The 15,281-nt window shown below is 71.5% G+C and carries 18 protein-coding genes; 7 read left to right on the top strand and 11 right to left on the bottom strand.

Annotated elements, in window-relative coordinates; translation table 11 throughout:
• On the bottom strand, positions 1–540 hold the full coding sequence (locus HD594_RS02065) for a universal stress protein (protein ID WP_184749356.1): 540 nt from the start codon (positions 538–540) through the stop codon (positions 1–3).
• A gap of 180 nt (positions 541–720) precedes the next feature.
• Here HD594_RS02065 and HD594_RS02070 point away from each other — a divergent pair, with 180 nt between their 5' ends.
• Entirely contained in the window at positions 721–903 is a 183-nt protein-coding gene (locus HD594_RS02070) for a DUF3073 family protein (RefSeq protein WP_184749357.1), read from the top strand.
• On the opposite strand, the gene HD594_RS02075 is transcribed toward HD594_RS02070, so the two are convergent.
• Positions 900–1,325, bottom strand: a complete 426-nt coding sequence (locus HD594_RS02075) for a TIGR02611 family protein (protein WP_246413831.1) — start codon at positions 1,323–1,325, stop codon at positions 900–902. The two genes, HD594_RS02070 and HD594_RS02075, sit on opposite strands and share 4 nt — an antisense overlap.
• 139 nt (positions 1,326–1,464) lie before the next feature.
• Between HD594_RS02075 and HD594_RS02080 the strand changes: the two genes are divergently transcribed.
• Positions 1,465–2,592 carry a carboxylate-amine ligase gene (locus HD594_RS02080; protein WP_184749358.1) on the top strand — a complete coding sequence of 376 codons (1,128 nt, stop codon included), beginning with the start codon at positions 1,465–1,467 and terminating at the stop codon, positions 2,590–2,592.
• Between the two features lie 3 nt (positions 2,593–2,595).
• On the opposite strand, the gene purF is transcribed toward HD594_RS02080, so the two are convergent.
• Complete coding sequence (gene purF / locus HD594_RS02085; protein ID WP_184749359.1) at positions 2,596–4,056, bottom strand: amidophosphoribosyltransferase; 1,461 nt, start codon at positions 4,054–4,056, stop codon at positions 2,596–2,598.
• A gap of 6 nt (positions 4,057–4,062) precedes the next feature.
• Positions 4,063–5,190 (bottom strand): phosphoribosylformylglycinamidine cyclo-ligase, encoded by a 1,128-nt coding sequence (gene purM, locus HD594_RS02090; RefSeq protein ID WP_184749360.1) that lies wholly within the window; start codon positions 5,188–5,190, stop codon positions 4,063–4,065.
• An 87-nt stretch (positions 5,191–5,277) separates the two neighbouring features.
• On the opposite strand from purM, the gene HD594_RS02095 reads away from it, so the two are divergent.
• Positions 5,278–5,883: a zinc-binding alcohol dehydrogenase gene (locus HD594_RS02095; protein WP_184749361.1), complete on the top strand. Its 606-nt coding sequence runs from the start codon at positions 5,278–5,280 to the stop codon at positions 5,881–5,883.
• 24 nt (positions 5,884–5,907) lie between these two features.
• Here the strand turns inward: HD594_RS02095 and HD594_RS02100 are convergent, their stop codons facing one another.
• The 3 genes from HD594_RS02100 to HD594_RS02110 are packed head-to-tail and all read right to left on the bottom strand — an operon-like array spanning position 5,908 to position 7,145.
• Positions 5,908–6,261: a potassium transporter Trk gene (locus tag HD594_RS02100; protein WP_184749362.1), complete on the bottom strand. Its 354-nt coding sequence runs from the start codon at positions 6,259–6,261 to the stop codon at positions 5,908–5,910.
• A 7-nt stretch (positions 6,262–6,268) separates the two neighbouring features.
• Entirely contained in the window at positions 6,269–6,730 is a 462-nt protein-coding gene (locus HD594_RS02105; RefSeq protein WP_184749363.1) for a hypothetical protein, read from the bottom strand.
• A gap of 46 nt (positions 6,731–6,776) precedes the next feature.
• Complete coding sequence (locus HD594_RS02110) at positions 6,777–7,145, bottom strand: sterol carrier family protein (RefSeq protein ID WP_184749364.1); 369 nt, start codon at positions 7,143–7,145, stop codon at positions 6,777–6,779.
• 132 nt (positions 7,146–7,277) lie between these two features.
• On the opposite strand from HD594_RS02110, the gene purD reads away from it, so the two are divergent.
• On the top strand, positions 7,278–8,549 hold the full coding sequence (gene purD, locus HD594_RS02115; RefSeq protein ID WP_184749365.1) for a phosphoribosylamine--glycine ligase: 1,272 nt from the start codon (positions 7,278–7,280) through the stop codon (positions 8,547–8,549).
• Between the two features lie 20 nt (positions 8,550–8,569).
• Here the strand turns inward: purD and HD594_RS02120 are convergent, their stop codons facing one another.
• On the bottom strand, positions 8,570–9,847 hold the full coding sequence (locus tag HD594_RS02120) for an ATP-binding protein (RefSeq protein ID WP_184749366.1): 1,278 nt from the start codon (positions 9,845–9,847) through the stop codon (positions 8,570–8,572).
• Between the two features lie 70 nt (positions 9,848–9,917).
• On the opposite strand from HD594_RS02120, the gene HD594_RS02125 reads away from it, so the two are divergent.
• Positions 9,918–10,289, top strand: a complete 372-nt coding sequence (locus HD594_RS02125) for a VOC family protein (protein WP_184749367.1) — start codon at positions 9,918–9,920, stop codon at positions 10,287–10,289.
• 7 nt (positions 10,290–10,296) lie between these two features.
• The gene (locus tag HD594_RS02130) at positions 10,297–11,196 is read left to right on the top strand and encodes a phosphoribosylaminoimidazolesuccinocarboxamide synthase (protein ID WP_184749368.1); all 900 of its coding nucleotides are present in this window, start codon (positions 10,297–10,299) and stop codon (positions 11,194–11,196) included.
• A 120-nt stretch (positions 11,197–11,316) separates the two neighbouring features.
• Here the strand turns inward: HD594_RS02130 and HD594_RS02135 are convergent, their stop codons facing one another.
• Both HD594_RS02135 and HD594_RS02140 read right to left on the bottom strand, forming a co-directional pair.
• The gene (locus HD594_RS02135; protein WP_184749369.1) at positions 11,317–12,066 is read right to left on the bottom strand and encodes a cytochrome c biogenesis CcdA family protein; all 750 of its coding nucleotides are present in this window, start codon (positions 12,064–12,066) and stop codon (positions 11,317–11,319) included.
• Positions 12,066–12,611 (bottom strand): thioredoxin family protein, encoded by a 546-nt coding sequence (locus HD594_RS02140; RefSeq protein WP_184749370.1) that lies wholly within the window; start codon positions 12,609–12,611, stop codon positions 12,066–12,068. The genes HD594_RS02135 and HD594_RS02140 overlap by 1 nt, the downstream gene beginning before the upstream one ends.
• Before the next feature lie 157 nt (positions 12,612–12,768).
• On the opposite strand from HD594_RS02140, the gene HD594_RS02145 reads away from it, so the two are divergent.
• A complete protein-coding gene (locus tag HD594_RS02145; RefSeq protein ID WP_184749371.1) occupies positions 12,769–14,088 on the top strand; it encodes a uracil-xanthine permease family protein in 1,320 nt (439 codons plus the stop codon).
• Positions 14,089–14,249: 161 nt separating this feature from the next.
• Here the strand turns inward: HD594_RS02145 and HD594_RS02150 are convergent, their stop codons facing one another.
• Positions 14,250–15,263, bottom strand: coding sequence for a LacI family DNA-binding transcriptional regulator (locus HD594_RS02150; protein WP_184749372.1), 1,014 nt, complete (start codon positions 15,261–15,263; stop codon positions 14,250–14,252).
• Positions 15,264–15,281 lie beyond the last annotated feature (18 nt).

Consider the following 15,281-nt stretch of genomic DNA (forward strand, 5'->3'; position numbering starts at 1 on the left):
TCAGCCCGACCAGGGGTCCTCGTCGTCCGGCACGGGCTCGCCCAGCGGGATGACGAGGATCGGCCGATGCTGGCGATGGGCCAGCCGCGCCGCGACGGAGCCGGTGAAGAACTCGCGCAGAGACTCGCCGAAGCCGTGCTTGCGCGTGCCGAGGACGAACAGCTTCGCGTCGATCTTCTCGCCGAGATGCTTCAGCGCCAGGGCGGGGTCGCCGACGAGCTGACGGATGCTCCAGGTCAGTTCGGTGCCGTGAAGAAGCTCGTCCGCGGCCTCGCGCACCTCGGCGAGATCGCTCTCGCCCGAGGCGATGTTGACGTCGATGGGGGCGGAGTGCACATAGCCGTCCGGGTCCTCGTACGTGACGAAGCGCGTCACGTCGACGTGGACGACCAGCAGCGGGGCGCCGAGGAGCCGCGCGTAGCGCACCGCCTCTTTGAGGACCCGTGCCGACTGACCGGGGACGACGCCCGCGACCACCGCGCCCCGGGTGGTGGCGTCGTCCGCGTCGACCTGATCGACACCGTATGCCTCGTCCGCCATGTGTCCTCGCCCTCCCGCATCATCGCCACGGGGGTCGATCGCGGCACCGCCGGGGCGCCGAAGCACCGTGGTATCCTGAATGCTACTCTTGCCGGTGCGATACCGGATTCGTGAATGCCCGGGTGTCAGCAGCGGAAAGCCCGCGCACAGCCCGCGATTGGTGAAATGAGGGGGTCTCGCATGGGGCGTGGCCGTCAGAAGGCGAAGCACACCAAGATCGCCCGTGAACTGAAGTACGACACGTACAGCGTCAACTACGCGGCGCTGGAGCGTGAGCTCGGTCACCACAACGACGAGGAATACGTCGACAAGTGGGCCGACCAGTACGACGACGAAGACGAGGACGAACTGGAAAGGGCCTAGCGCCCTCCCGACATCCTCACCTGATCAGCCGCCGCCTTCGCGGCGGCTTTTCGTGTGCGCCGGGCGCGCCACCACACCCAGAACCGGTCGAGCAGGCTCTTGAGCCATGCCGCGACGCGGCGCGCCCAGTGGAACTCCGTGCCCATCACGGCCAGCCCCAGGAACACGATCAGCCAGCCCGGCCCGGGCAGCGGCACGAGGATGAGTCCGCCGACGACCATGGCGGTTCCGACGGCTCCGACGCCGGCGCGGTACGCGAACTCGAGCCGGGGATGCTCCGCCACCCACGCGCGCATGCGGCGCATGGTCCGGCGAACACGGCGTTCGGGGTCTTCGGCCTCGACGATCTCGGCGCGCACCGCACGCTCGAGGGCTCCCGGGGCCGTGGCCTGATCGACGGGTCGCACCGCTTCGAGCGTCATGGCGCGACGGTAGCACCGCAGGTCGCGAACCACCTGTGAATCGGCGCCCGCGGATCCGTCCGGGGACACGCGGCCGGGCCCTTCGGCCTTGCCCCCGAGCACGTTCGTCGGGTGAGATGGGGCCGACGGAAGGAACCACGTGCATCAGCCCGAGTTCACCATCGGCATCGAGGAGGAGTACCTCCTCGTCGACCGGGAGTCCCGCGCGCTGGCCGTCGCCCCCGAGGGGTACCTGGAGGGCCTGCAGGCCGCTCTTCAGGACCAGGTCAGCCCCGAGTTCAAGCAGTGCCAGGTCGAGATCGGCACGCGCGTGTGCGGCGACATCGCCGAGGCCCGCGAGGATCTGAAGCGCCTTCGCGCCACCGTGTCGGAGCACGCCGCGCGCCACGGCCTGTCGCCGATCGCCGCCGCGTGCCATCCGTTCGCCGACTGGAAGCGCGAGCACCACACCCGCAAAGACCGCTACGACGGCCTCGAGCGCGACCTGGCCGGTGTCGCCCGGCGCCTCCTCATCTGCGGCAATCACGTTCACGTCGGGATCGGCGACGACGCGCTGCGCATCGACCTGATGCGCCAGATGTCCTACTTCCTCCCCCACCTGCTGGCGCTGTCGACATCGTCGCCGTTCTGGCAGGGCGAGGACACCGGCATGGCGTCCTACCGCGTGTCCGTGTTCGACAACCTGCCGCGCACGGGGCTTCCGCCCGACTACTCCAGCTGGGCGGAGTACCAGCGCTCCGTCGCGGTGCTGGTCGATCTCGGCATCATCGAGAACACGTCCAAGATCTGGTGGGACATCCGCCCCTCGCACTCCTATCCCACGCTCGAGACGCGCATCATGGACGTCTCACCGCGGCTGGAGGACGCACTCACCCTCGCCGCGACGACGCAGGCGATCCTGCGGATGCTGTGGCGCCTGCGCACGCAGAATCAGCGATGGCGCACCTACGGGCGGTTCCTCGTGGGCGAGAACCGCTGGCGCGCCCAGCGCTACGGCGTCTCCGAGGGCATGATCGACTTCGGAGCGGGGACGATCAAGCCGTTCCCGCCTCTCATGGAGGAGCTCATCGAGCTCATCGGCGAGGACGCCGACGCCCTGGGATGCCGCGACGAGCTCGAACGCATCGCCGCGATCGCGTCCTCCGGCACGTCGGCGACGCGACAGCGGGCGACGGTGGCGGGCGCAGAGGCTGCCGGATCGGATCACACCGCGGCGATGGAGGCGGTCGTCGACAGCCTCATCGAGGAGTTCCACGAGGGGCTGTGAGCGTCAGGACTCCTGCGTGCCCTCCACCCAGGAGAGGTACTCCTCGGTGACCGTTCCGGTGACATAGCGGCCGTCGAAGCAGCTCATGTCGAGATCCTCGACGTCCGAGCCCTCGAGGATCGCGGCCTTCAGATCCTCGACCTCCTGGTACACCATGTAGTCGGCGCCCAGCTCCTCGGCGATCTCGGGGATCGTGCGGCCGTGGGCGACGAGCTCGTGCCGCGACGGCATGTTGATGCCGTACACGTGGGGGTACCGCACGGGCGGCGCCGCCGAGGCGAACGTGACGCTCGTGGCGCCGGCATCCCGCGCCATCTGGATGATCTCCTTCGACGTCGTGCCGCGCACGATGGAGTCGTCGATGAGCAGCACATTCTTGCCCTTGAACTCGCTCGACATCGCGTTGAGCTTCTGGCGCACGCTCTTCTTGCGCACCGCCTGGCCGGGCATGATGAACGTCCGGCCCACGTAGCGGTTCTTGTAGAAGCCCTCGCGGTACTCGATGCCGAGCTTTCGTGCCACCTGCATCGCCGCCGGACGCGACGAGTCCGGGATCGGCATGACCACGTCGATCTTGTCGCGCGGGGTGTACTTCGCGATCGTGTCGGCGAGCCGGTCGCCCATGCGCAGGCGCGCCTCGTAGACCGAGATGCCGTTCATGACCGAGTCGGGGCGAGCGAGGTAGACGTACTCGAACGAGCACGGCACGAGCTTCGGGTCGGGGACGCACTGCTGCGTGTGCAGGTGACCGTCGAGGTCGATGAAGACCGCTTCGCCCGGGTCGACGTCGCGGACGACCTCGAACTCGCCGTTCTCGAGCACGAGGGACTCGCTCGTGACGACCCACTCGTAGGTGCCGTCGGGATTCTTGCGCGTCCCGAGGATGAGGGGACGGATGCCGTACGGGTCGCGGAACGCCAGCAGGCCGTAGCCGGCGATGAGGGCGATGGCGGCGTACGAGCCCTCGGCCCGCTCGTGCACGCGGGTCACGGCCTGGAACACCTGCGCGGGGTCGAGCTCGAGGCCCGAGATCGCCGACTGCAGCTCGTTGGCGAGGATGTTGACCAGCAGCTCGGTGTCGGAGCTGGTGTTGAGGTGCCGGCGGTCCTTCGTGAAGAGCTCCTCGGTGAGCTCGCGCGTGTTCGTGAGGTTGCCGTTGTGGACCAGCACGATGCCGTACGGGGCGTTGACGTAGAAGGGCTGCGCCTCCTCTTCGCTCGAGGCGGTGCCCTTGGTCGCGTAGCGCACGTGGCCGAGACCCAGGTTGCCGAGCAGGGCACGCATGTCGCGCGTGCGGAAGCCCTCTCGCACCTGGCCCTTGGCCTTGTGGACATGGAAGACGCCGCTCGGCTCGGCCGTGGCGATGCCCGTCGAGTCCTGGCCGCGGTGCTGCAGCAGCAGCAGCGAGTCGTAGATCTCCTGGTTCACCGGGCCGCGCCCGACCATCCCGACGATTCCGCACATGGGGTGTTAGCTCGCTCCGTCCGCGTACGTGCCGACCAGGCGCACGGCTCCGCCGTCCACGCCCTTCGCGCCCTGTTCGAAGTCGCCGGCCGGACGCGTGCCGTCTGAGACGACGCCGACCTGCCAGGTCGCGATGCCGTCTTCGATGAGAGCGGATGCCGCGGCCGCCGCCTTGTCGGCTGCGACGACCGCGAGGAAGCCGATGCCGAGGTTCCAGGTGCCCTCGGTGGCCGCGAGGTCGAGGCCGCCGAGGTCCGCGAGGACGCGGAAGACCGGGGAGGGGGACCACGTCGACCGGTCGACCTCGACCCACGTGCCCTGCGGCAGCACGCGCGCGAGGTTCGCGGCGATGCCGCCCCCGGTGACGTGGCTGAGGCTGTGCACGCCGTCGCCGAGCTGAGCGATGAGGCGCAGCAGCGGGCTGGTGTACAGGCGCGTGGGCTCGAGCAGCGCCTCGCCCCACGTCGCGCCGAGGTCGGCGGCGTTGTCGCCGTAGGCGATGCCGGAGCCTGCGACGATGTGGCGGATGAGCGAGTAGCCGTTCGAGTGCGGTCCGCTCGAGGCGAGCGCGAGCACGACGTCGCCGGACCGGACGCGTTCGGCGCCGAGGACCTTCGAGGCCTCCACGACGCCGGTCGCGGCGCCCGCGACGTCGTAGTCGTTGATGCCGAGGAGTCCGGGGTGCTCGGCGGTCTCGCCGCCGACGAGGGCCGTGCCGGTGGCCGAGCAGCCCTCGGCGATGCCGCGGACGATGTCGGCGATGCGCTCGGGGAAGACCTTGCCGCACGCGATGTAGTCCGTCATGAAGAGGGGCTTCGCGCCCACCACGACGATGTCGTCGACGACCATGCCGACCAGGTCCTGGCCGATCGTGTCGTGCTTGTCGATCGCCTGCGCGATCGCGACCTTCGTCCCGACGCCGTCGGTCGAGGAGGCCAGCAGCGGCTTGTCGTACGCGCGCAGTGCGCCGGCGTCGAAGAGCCCGGCGAATCCGCCCACACCGCCGAGGACCTCGGGTCCGTGTGTCTTGCGCACGGCCGACTTCATCAGTTCGACGGCGAGGTCGCCGGCGGCCGTATCGACACCGGCTTCGGCATAGGGGTTCGCAGAGGCGTCACGAGAAGGGGAGCCCACGCCTCCAGCCTACCGGCGACACGCCTGGCAATCCGCCGAGCCCGGCAGTGCGGCCCGATCGCGGCGGGTCGCCCCTACAATGGCCGCATGGGCGGGGCTGGGACACCCGAATGGCTGATCCGCGAGGATGCGAGCCAACCGGTGCTGGTCGCGCTCTACGTGCGCCAGGTGCTCGGCATCCGCTCCCCCGACGAACTGCCGCAGCTGCGCGGCATCCGCGGGCGCGAGGTCTCGCGCGGCGAGCGCGAGCAGGAGACCCTCGAGCGGCAGTGGCGCGAGTACTGGGCCATGACGGTCGAGCCGCAGGCCCATCCGTCGCCGGTGCCCCTCGAGCTCGTCGACGGATTCGAGACGCTCGTGGCGCTGCCCATCACGGGGGCCGACCGTCTGCAGGCCGCCATGGCGCCGCTGGCGGCCGAAGCGGTCGCCTTCGCGCAGTCCACGCACGCTCGCTACGCCCACGACGCCGGCACGGGAACGGCGTACCGGGCCTACGCGAGCGCGATCGCCGAGCATGAGCGGCAGGTGGGCCGCCGCGCCCACTCGTTCGAGCTGAACGTTCAGGTGCTGCCCCTCGCCCAGCGCGGCGTGTGGTGGATCGGATCGCTCACCGTCGCGGTCACCGACGGGCTGCGCGGCGACGTCGCCGCGTTCGACGCGGCGATCCATCCGATCATCGCCGAGCTGGCGTAGGACCCGGCCGCTCGGGGCGCCGGATCAGTCCTCGGGATGCACCGATTCGTGATCGACGGCGACCTCGCGCGCGCGGCGCAGCGAGATGCGGTCGAGCACGAGCGCCACAGCGCCGCCGACGACGAGGCCCACGGCGATGCCGATGAGAGCGAGGAAGCCGAAGACCTGCGACGGGGAGTACTCCAGGCCCGTGTTGGGGCTGACGTCGCCGGTGCCGCCGAACGCGAACGTGAGGATCATCGCGGCGATGATGCCGAGGGCCGCACCCGACAGCAGGAAGACCGAGATCTTCGGCGCGCGCCGGACGCGGACGGTCTCGACCCGCGTGTTCGCGGGCGGCGTCGACGGGCGCTCGGGGGTCTCGGGTGCTTCGGGCATCGGTCCATTATCCCCCGGGCGTCGTGCCGGGCCGTCCGGCGGGGGCGTCGGGATCGACGTCCGGGTCGCCGACCCATTTCGGGGGGTCGTCGCTCACCGGCGAGACGAGGTCGTCGGTGAGCACGGTGGCCCGCTCGGCGGTCTCGGGCCGGGTCCGGCGCCCCACGAGGCGGTCGAGCACGATCGCGAGGACGCCCATGATCAGCAGGCCGGCGCCCACGCACACGGCCGCGAGCGCACCGAACACGCGGAGGAAGCCCGAGGCCCCGGTCGTCAGCGGCCCGCCCGGGTCCCCGGTCACCGCCTCGATCGCGGTGAGGATGCCGGCGACGATCAGACCGCCGGCGATGCCGATCCCGAGGAACCGCCCGTAGCGGGGCGATCGGCGCACGACGACCGACACGACCTCATCGTCGACGATGTGGTCGTCCTCGTCGGGCGAGTCCGCGGCGGCGGCTGCGCGTGCCATGGTCCGATTCTCCCACCGCGGGGATGCCCTGTCGCCGGTCGGGGTCTCAGGGGCGCAGCGGCAGCAGGTGCGACACGTCGGCGCGGGTGCCGCTGGCGGCGATGCGGCCGGCGGCGGCGGCATCCGCCCATTCCTCGTTCCCGAGCGCCAGCGCGATCCACGTCGCCGCGTCGGTCTCGACGACGTTCGGCGGAGTCCCGCGCGTGTGCCGGGGGCCCTCGATCACCTGGACGGCGCCGAAGGGCGGCACGCGCACCTCGACGCTGTGGCCCGGCGCCTTCTCGGCCAGCAGCTGGAGCAGGTAGCGGACGGCGGTCGCGTGCGCCGCGCGCGCCGGCGTCGCTCCGTCGGCGGATGCCGCGCGCACCGCGTCGAGGGCGACGCGTCCGTCGTCGGTGGAGATCCTGCGGGGCACGGGACCACGGTAGTCCGCGTGCACGAATTCAGGGCGAACGCCCGATCTGCGCCGCACGAACCGCGTGTCGCACGATTCTTCCTGCGTTCGTGCACACCTGTCGCGACGCGCTCCGCTGACTAGGCTGAAAGGGTGAAGATCCTGGTCCTCGGCTCGGGCGCGCGCGAGCACGCCATCATCCTGGCCCTCCGCTCGGAGGAGACGGAGCACGAGATCCTCGCGGCTCCCGGCAACGCCGGCATCGCCCGCGACGCGACGCTCGTCGAGCTCGATCCGAACGATCCGGCCGCCGTCACCGGCTTCGCGAACGCGCAGGCCGTGGACCTGGTCGTCATCGGCCCCGAGGCACCGCTCGTGGCCGGCGTCGCCGACGCGCTGCGCGAGCGCGGCATCCCCGTGTTCGGCCCCGGCAAGGCGGCGGCGCAGCTCGAGGGCTCGAAGGCGTTCGCCAAGCGCATCATGGAGGCCGCCGGGGTTCCCACCGGCCGCGCGGTGCGCGCCCACACCCGCTCCGAGGTGGAGGCCGCGCTCGACGAGCTCGGGGCGCCGCACGTGGTCAAGGCCGACGGGCTCGCCGCCGGCAAGGGCGTCATCGTCACCGACGACCGCGCCGCCGCGATCGCCCACGCCGAGACGTATCTGGCGACCGGCTCGGTGCTGGTCGAGGAGTTCCTCGACGGCCCCGAGGTGTCGCTGTTCTTCCTGAGCGACGGCGACCGGGTGCTCCCGCTCAGCCCCGCGCAGGACTTCAAGCGCCTCGGCGACGGCGACTCGGGCCCCAACACCGGCGGCATGGGCGCGTACTCCCCGCTGCCGTGGCTGCTCGAGCGCTTCGGGGGCGAGGACGCGTTCGTGGATCTGGTCACGCGCGACGTCGCCGAGCCCGTCATCCGCCGGCTGGATGCCGAGGGGACGCCCTTCATCGGCCTGCTGTACGCCGGCCTCATCCTCACCGAGCAGGGCGTGAAGGTCATCGAGTTCAACGCGCGCTTCGGCGACCCCGAGACGCAGGTCGTGCTGCCGCGTCTGGTCGACCCGCTGTCGGAGCTGCTGCTGGCGGCGGCATCCGGTCATCTCGAGGACTTCGACCGGCCCGGATTCGCCGAGGCGGTCGCGGTGACGGTCGTGCTCGCGAGCGAGGGGTATCCGGTGAAGCCGCTCACGGGCCGCGCGCTCACGGGGCTCGAGGAAGCGGCGGCCGTCGACGGCGTCCACCTCGCACACGCCGCCACCGCCGAGTCCGCCGACGGACTCGTCGCGACCGGCGGACGCGTGCTGAACGTCGTCGGGCTCGGGACGACGTTCGCCGAGGCGCGGGGACGCGCGTACCGGGCGCTCAGCCGGATCGGGCTCGAGGGCGGGCAGTACCGCACCGACATCGCCGCGCGCGTCGTCGAGCACTGACGCGCCGCGCCGGCGGCGGGCTACAGCCGCGCGAACGAGTCGATGTCCTCGAGGAAGTCGCTGATCGCCTCGGGCGAGACGGTCGCGCGCGTCGCGCCGAGCGCCTCGAGGTAGCGGTCGGTCGTGAGCTCGTCCGCCGAGCCGTCGTCGGCGAGCGCGTCGGCGAGCGCCGCCTGAGACGCGCGCCGCGACGCGTACTCGATGTCGGCGGGCGTGAGTCCCTCGCTCGCGGCGACGAGCGCGTCGAGGTCGATCCGCTCCGCCACGTCGACGGGAACGTAGCGTGTCCAGATCGCCCGGCGCGCAGCTGAATCCGGCAGGCCGATCGGCAGCACGTAGTCGAAGCGGCCGTGGCGCAGGAACGCCGCGTCGAGCGAGCGCACGAAGTTCGTCGCGCAGATGAGCAGGCGCCCCTCGTGCTCGCGGAACTCGGCGACGAGCTTGAGCAGCTCGTTGGTGACGCCCTGCGTCGGCGACGGCGGGTCGCCGCGGCGGCGCGACGCGATCTCCTCGACCTCGTCGATGAAGACGACGGCGTGCTCGAGGTCGCCGATCACCTCGAACGTCTGCCGCAGGGCGCCCGCGAGACCGGCGCCGCCGTCGGCGAGGCGCGAGGGGAACAGCTCGACGAACGGCCAGTCCAGCCGCGACGCGACGGCCTTGGCGAAGGTCGTCTTGCCGGTTCCGGGCGGGCCGAAGAGCATGACGGCCTTGGGCGGCACGACGCCGAAGCGGTCGGCGAGGTCGGGGTCGGCCAGCGGCGTCACGAGGCGCTCTTCGAGCAGGCGCTTCTCTTCGCGCATGCCGCTGACGTTCTCCCACAGGTGACGCGGCAGGATGCGGCCGCCCACCTCCTTGAGCAGGTCGAGCTCGCGGCGCTGCACCGGCATCTGCCGCTCGAGGTAGCGCAGCGGATGCCGCTGCTCGAAGCCGTTCGCGGTGAGGGCGACCAGGGGCGTGTCGTCCTCGGCGACGAGGACCGACAGCTTGCCGAGGCCGAGAGGGGCCATGCGCCGCTCGAGGGCGTCCAGCAGCGACCCGCCGACGTGCTCGGCCGGCACCTCGGGCGCGATGGAGAAGAACACGATCCATCCCTGCGCGTGGGCGGCGCGTCCGACGATGACGCCCACGAGACGGTCGTCGTTCACGGCGACCACCGCGTGGTCCTCGTGGCACGACGCGATGACCTCGGCGAGCGAGTACACGACGGCATCGGGGTCGCGTGTGGACTCCCCCCACAGTCGCACGACCTCGTCGAGGTCGTCGTCGTGGAAGTCGCGGATGCGGATGCGGCTCATGGGACCATCCTGGCCGACCCCGGCCGATCGCGCAGGGGCGGATGCCGGTGGCCCGGCGTAGCGTGAGCCCATGATCACCGGAAGCCACACCCTGCTGTACAGCGACGACCCGGCGGCGACGCGCGCGTTCTTCCGCGATGTGCTGGAGCTGTCGTTCATCGAGACCTCGCCGGGCTGGCTGATCTTCGCGACCGGTCCGAGCGAGCTCGGCGCCCACCCGCGCACCTGGCCCGGCCGCGACGAGCCGGTGGCCCAGCGCCACGTCGTGTCGCTCACGTGCGACGACCTGGATGCCACGATGGCCGCCCTCGCCGCGCGCGGCGCGCGCTTCGCAGGAGAGGTGTGGGAGCAGGAGTACGGGCGCGGCATCGAGGTCGAGGTGCCCGGAATGGAGCCGCTGACGGTCTACCAGCCCTCGTACGCGCCGGCGTGGGAGCGATAATGGGCGGGTGACGGACTCCGCAGCATCCTCGTCCCCGCTCGATCTCCCCGGCTGGCGCCACGTCTACTCGGGCAAGGTGCGCGACCTCTACGAGCCGAGCGCGGACGGCGAGGGGATGCTCGTCGTGGCGAGCGACCGCGTGAGCGCGTTCGACCACGTGCTCGAGCCCGGCATCACCGACAAGGGGGCGCTGCTGACGACGCTGAGCCTCTGGTGGTTCGATCAGCTCGCCGGCGCCGACGGCGGACGGCCGATCCCGAACCACCTCGTGCCCGGCGCGACGCCTCCGGCCGCGGTCGCCGGGCGCGCGATGGTCGTGAAGAAGCTCGACATGCAGCCGATCGAATGCGTCGTGCGCGGGTATCTCACCGGATCGGGCTGGGCGGAGTACCAGCAGTCGCAGACCGTGTGCGGCATCGCGCTGCCGGAGGGCCTCACCGACGGCGACCGGCTGCCGGAGCCGATCTACACGCCCGCCTACAAGGCGCCGATGGGCGAGCACGACGAGAACATCACGTTCGAGCAGTCGGTCGGCCTGGTCGGCGCGGAGCGCGCGACCGAGCTGCGCGACCTGTCGCTCGAGATCTACGCGCGCGCGGCCGCGATCGCCGAGGCGAAGGGGCTCATCCTCGCCGACACGAAGTTCGAGTTCGGGCTGGACGCCGACGGCGTCATGACCCTCGCCGACGAGGTGCTCACGAGCGATTCGTCGCGCTACTGGGACGCCGAGGCATGGCGCGCCGGCAGGACGCCGAAGGAGCGCATGGCGAGCTTCGACAAGCAGATCGTGCGCGACTGGCTGGCGGCGCACTGGGACAAGCAGGGCACGCCGCCGGCGCTCCCCGCCGAGATCGTCGACCGCACCGCCGCCCGCTACCGCGAGCTCATCGGGCTGCTGACCGGCTGACCCGGCGCCCCACGCCGTCACGAACGGCGGGGATTCGCGTCGACACGCCGCGGCGAAGCGGCGATGCCCGGCGTGGCGGGCAGCATCCCCGCCGTTCGGTACGCTCGCCGCCCCGCCGTGTCAACCCAGCAGCATCTTCTCGAGGTTCTCGATCGGCTCGTACCAGCCCTGGTCGAGGATCCACGTCTGCAGCGCCCGGTCCCAGCCCAGCGCGATGCCGAGGCCCACGACCACGAGCAGCCCGCCCATGACCCGGCGGAAGATCCCGTGCGGGTCGGCGAGCCACCCGAGCTTCCGCACGAGCGCCGTTCCGGCGAGCGCGATCCCCAGCAGCGCCAGGGCGAGCCCGATCGCATACGCCGAGACGTATACGACTCCGGCGGCGAAGGTCGCCGGCAGCACCGTCGCGACGATGAGCGCGTACGTCGGCGAGCAGCTGCTGAACGCGGGGCCGAGCGCGGCGCCCAGCGCGATGTCGCCGGTGAGCCCGCCGCGCCGGTAGCCGCGGTCGAGCAGACGTCCGCCGCCCGCCTGCCAGCCGGCGGCGACGGTGACCCGCTCCCACAGACCGGGGAAGAGCATCGTGAGGCCCAGCACCGCGACGATGACGCCCGAGACCGTCTGCCACACCCACGCCGGCACGCCCAGCAGCGCGCTCGTGGCCTTGAGCAGCAACGTGAAGGCGACGACGGATGCCGCGAGCGCCGCCGCGATCACGAGCGGGCGGAACCAGCGCCGCTCGGCGACGCCCGCGTCGGCGTCCGCTCGGGCCGCCGTGCCGCCGACGATCACCGGGAGCAGCGGCAGCACGCAGGGCGCGAGGACGGTGAGGACTCCGGCGGCGAACGAGACGAAGGTGAGCGCGAGCATCAGCCGCCGAGGCCGACACCGGCCAGTGCCGCGCCGACCGACGGATCGTCGTAGGCGACGAACGACGCGGTCGCCTCGCCGTCTTCGTCGAGGGCCACGACCGTCGTCTGCTGGCGCACGTCGTACCGCTGGCGCAGCGCGTTGTTCGAGTCGTAGTCGACCTTGAGGATCGTGACGCCGTCGGGCACCCCTTCTTCGAGGATGCTGGCTTCGAGCGACCGGCACTTCGGGCACCACGTGGCGTGGAAGAACAGCACGCGCGTGCCCTCGGCCGACGCGAGCGCGGCTTCGCTGTACTCGACGTAGGCGCCGGGGGTGACCGCATCCGCTTCGCTCGCGTCGTCCTCGGCCGGCTCCGCCGCCTCGGTCTCGGTCGGCTCGGGCTCCGGCTCGGCCACGACGGTCGGCGTCGCCGCAACGGTCGTCGTGGGCTCGGAGGCCGCTTCGCCGGCCGCCCCTCCCCCGAGGGCGACGGCCGCGCCGACTCCCACGCCCAGGACGACGACGCCCGCCACCACCAGTCCGACGATCGTTCCTCGCTTCATGTCTTCCATCCTCCCCCGCCGATCGCGGCGCACCGGTGACGAAGCGATGACGGATGCCGGGGGCCCGCGCAGTCGACGCGTGCGCGGACAGTCGCCGCGGTCGCCGGGATCGGCGGCGCTAGGGTGACCAGCGTCACAAGCATCCGAGGGAGTCGCCATGCCCATCTGGAACCTTCACGGCAACGGGCGCACCGTCGAACCGGGCAAGGTGGTCGCCCCGGACGAGCGGCTGAACTGGGGCGCGACGATCGCGGTCGGCGTGCAGCACGTCATCGCGATGTTCGGCGCCACGTTCCTCGTGCCGGTGCTCACCGGCTTCCCGGTGTCGACGACGCTGCTGTTCTCGGGCGTCGGGACGCTGCTGTTCCTGGTGATCACCCGCAACAAGCTGCCGAGCTACCTCGGGTCGTCGTTCGCGTTCATCGCCCCGGTGACGGCGGCGACGGCCTCGCAGGGCATGGGGTCGGCCCTCGCCGGCATCGCCGCGGTCGGCATCCTGCTGGCCGCCGTCGGATTCATCGTCCAGTTCGCCGGCATGGGCTGGATCGACCGGCTCATGCCGCCGGTGGTCGCGGGGGCCATCGTGGCGCTCATCGGGTTCAACCTGGCGCCGGTGGCGTGGACGAACTTCGAGCAGCAGCCGCTCACGGCCACGATCACGCTCGTCGCGGTGGTGCTCTTCAGCGTGCTGTTCCGCGGGTTCCTCGGGCGCATCTCCATCTTCCTCGGCGTGCTCGTCGGCTACGTCGTCGCGGCGATCGCGGGCGAGATCGACTACAGCGCCGTGGACGAGGCGGCGTGGATCGGCCTGCCCGAGTTCCGGGTGGCCGACTTCGCCTCGCCCGGCACGTGGTCGGTGATCGCGATGTTCCTGCCGGTCGTGCTCGTGCTCGTCGCCGAGAACGTCGGCCACGTGCGCGGCGTCGCCGCGATGACCACGCGCTCGGTCAACCGGCAGACGGGGCGGGCCCTCATCGCCGACGGCGCCGCGACGACCCTCGCCGGCATGTTCGGCGGATCCGGCACGACGACGTACGGCGAGAACATCGGCGTCATGGCGGCCACGCGCGTGTACTCGACGGCGGCGTACTGGGTCGCGGGGGCCACTGCGATCCTGCTGAGCCTGTCGCCGAAGATAGGGGCGCTGTTCAACTCCATCCCGCCGGGCGTCCTCGGCGGGGTGACGACCGCGCTGTACGGGCTCATCGGCATCATCGGCATCAAGATCTGGGTCGACAACCGCGTCGACTTCTCACGCCCGGTCAACCAGTACACCGGCGCCGTCGCGCTCGTGATCGCGATCGCCGGGTTCACGATGCAGTGGGGCGACTTCCAGCTCGGCGCGATCGTCATCGGCGCTGCGGCCGCGCTGCTGATCTACCACCTGGGCAACGCCATCGCCCGCTGGCGCAGGACCGGCGCCGACGACGGCGGCCCCATCCCCGCGGTCGGCGCGATGGGCGGCGACCCGCAGTAGCCCTCTCCCTTCCTCGGATGCCGCGCAGCCGCCGCATCCGTTCCGCCCAGTGCACATGCACTCGCCGACCGCATACGTCATCGACGGCGCAGAACGTATCGACTCGGCGAAACGATGTGGACTCGCCGCGATGAGGGCGGGGCGGCGGGGGACGAGGGGAGCTAGACCGACGCGCGGACGACCAGCTCCGTGTCCAGCACCGTCACGTGGCGCGGGCTGCGACCGGCGAGGATGTCGAGCAGGATGCCGGCCATCTCCTCGCCCTGCTCGAACGACGGCTGGCGCATCGTGGTCAGCGGCGGCGTCACGCTCGTGGCGACGGGCGAGTCGTCGAAGCCGATGATCGCGACGTCGTCGGGCACCTTCAGACCCGCTCCGGCGAGCACGTTCATCGCACCGCGCGCCATGAGGTCGCTGGCGATGAAGAGCGCGTCGGGCACGTCGCCGGTCTCGAGGATGCGGCGCATGGCGTCGGCCCCGTCGGCGGCGGTGAAGTTGCCGTCCTCGACCGCGGCCGCGGTGAGGCCGTGATCGGCGAGCGCCGCCCGGAACCCGTCGAGCCGGTCCACGCCCGCGGGCATGTCGAGGGGTCCGGTGATGGTGCCGATGCGGGTGTGGCCGCGCGAGATGAGGAACTCGGTGGCCACGCGCGCCCCGCGGGCGTTGTCGACGTCGACGTAGTAGTCGCGCTCGCGCTCGCGGACGGGACGGCCGCCGTAGACGACCGGCACGACCGCCGCGATCCGGTCGATGAACGTGTCGCTGGTGTGGTGCGAGACGACGATCGCGCCGTCGACGGCGCCGCTGCGCAGGTAGCTGGTCGTCTTGTCACCGGGGTCGTCGTTCGCGATGAACAGGTTGAGCACGTAGTCGGACTTGCTGATGCGGGAGTTGATGCCCGACACGATCGCGGCGAAGAACGGGTCGCCGAAGAACCGTGTGGTGTCCTCGGGCACGACCAGCGCGATGGCGTGGGTCTGCCGGCTCGCCAGCGACCGCGCCGCCCGGTTGGGCACGTAGTTCAGCTCCGCGATCGCGCGGTTCACCGACTCGAGCGCCTCGGGACTGACGGCCGTCGAGCCGTTGACGACGCGCGACACCGTCGACCTCGAGACTCCCGCCGCAGCGGCGACCTCCTCGATGGTGACCGTTCCGCGCATCGCCTGCGTGCTCATGGCGACCTGCCTTTCTGT

This window comes from Microbacterium thalassium, from assembly GCF_014208045.1.
Taxonomy (GTDB): Bacteria; Actinomycetota; Actinomycetes; order Actinomycetales; family Microbacteriaceae; genus Microbacterium; species Microbacterium thalassium.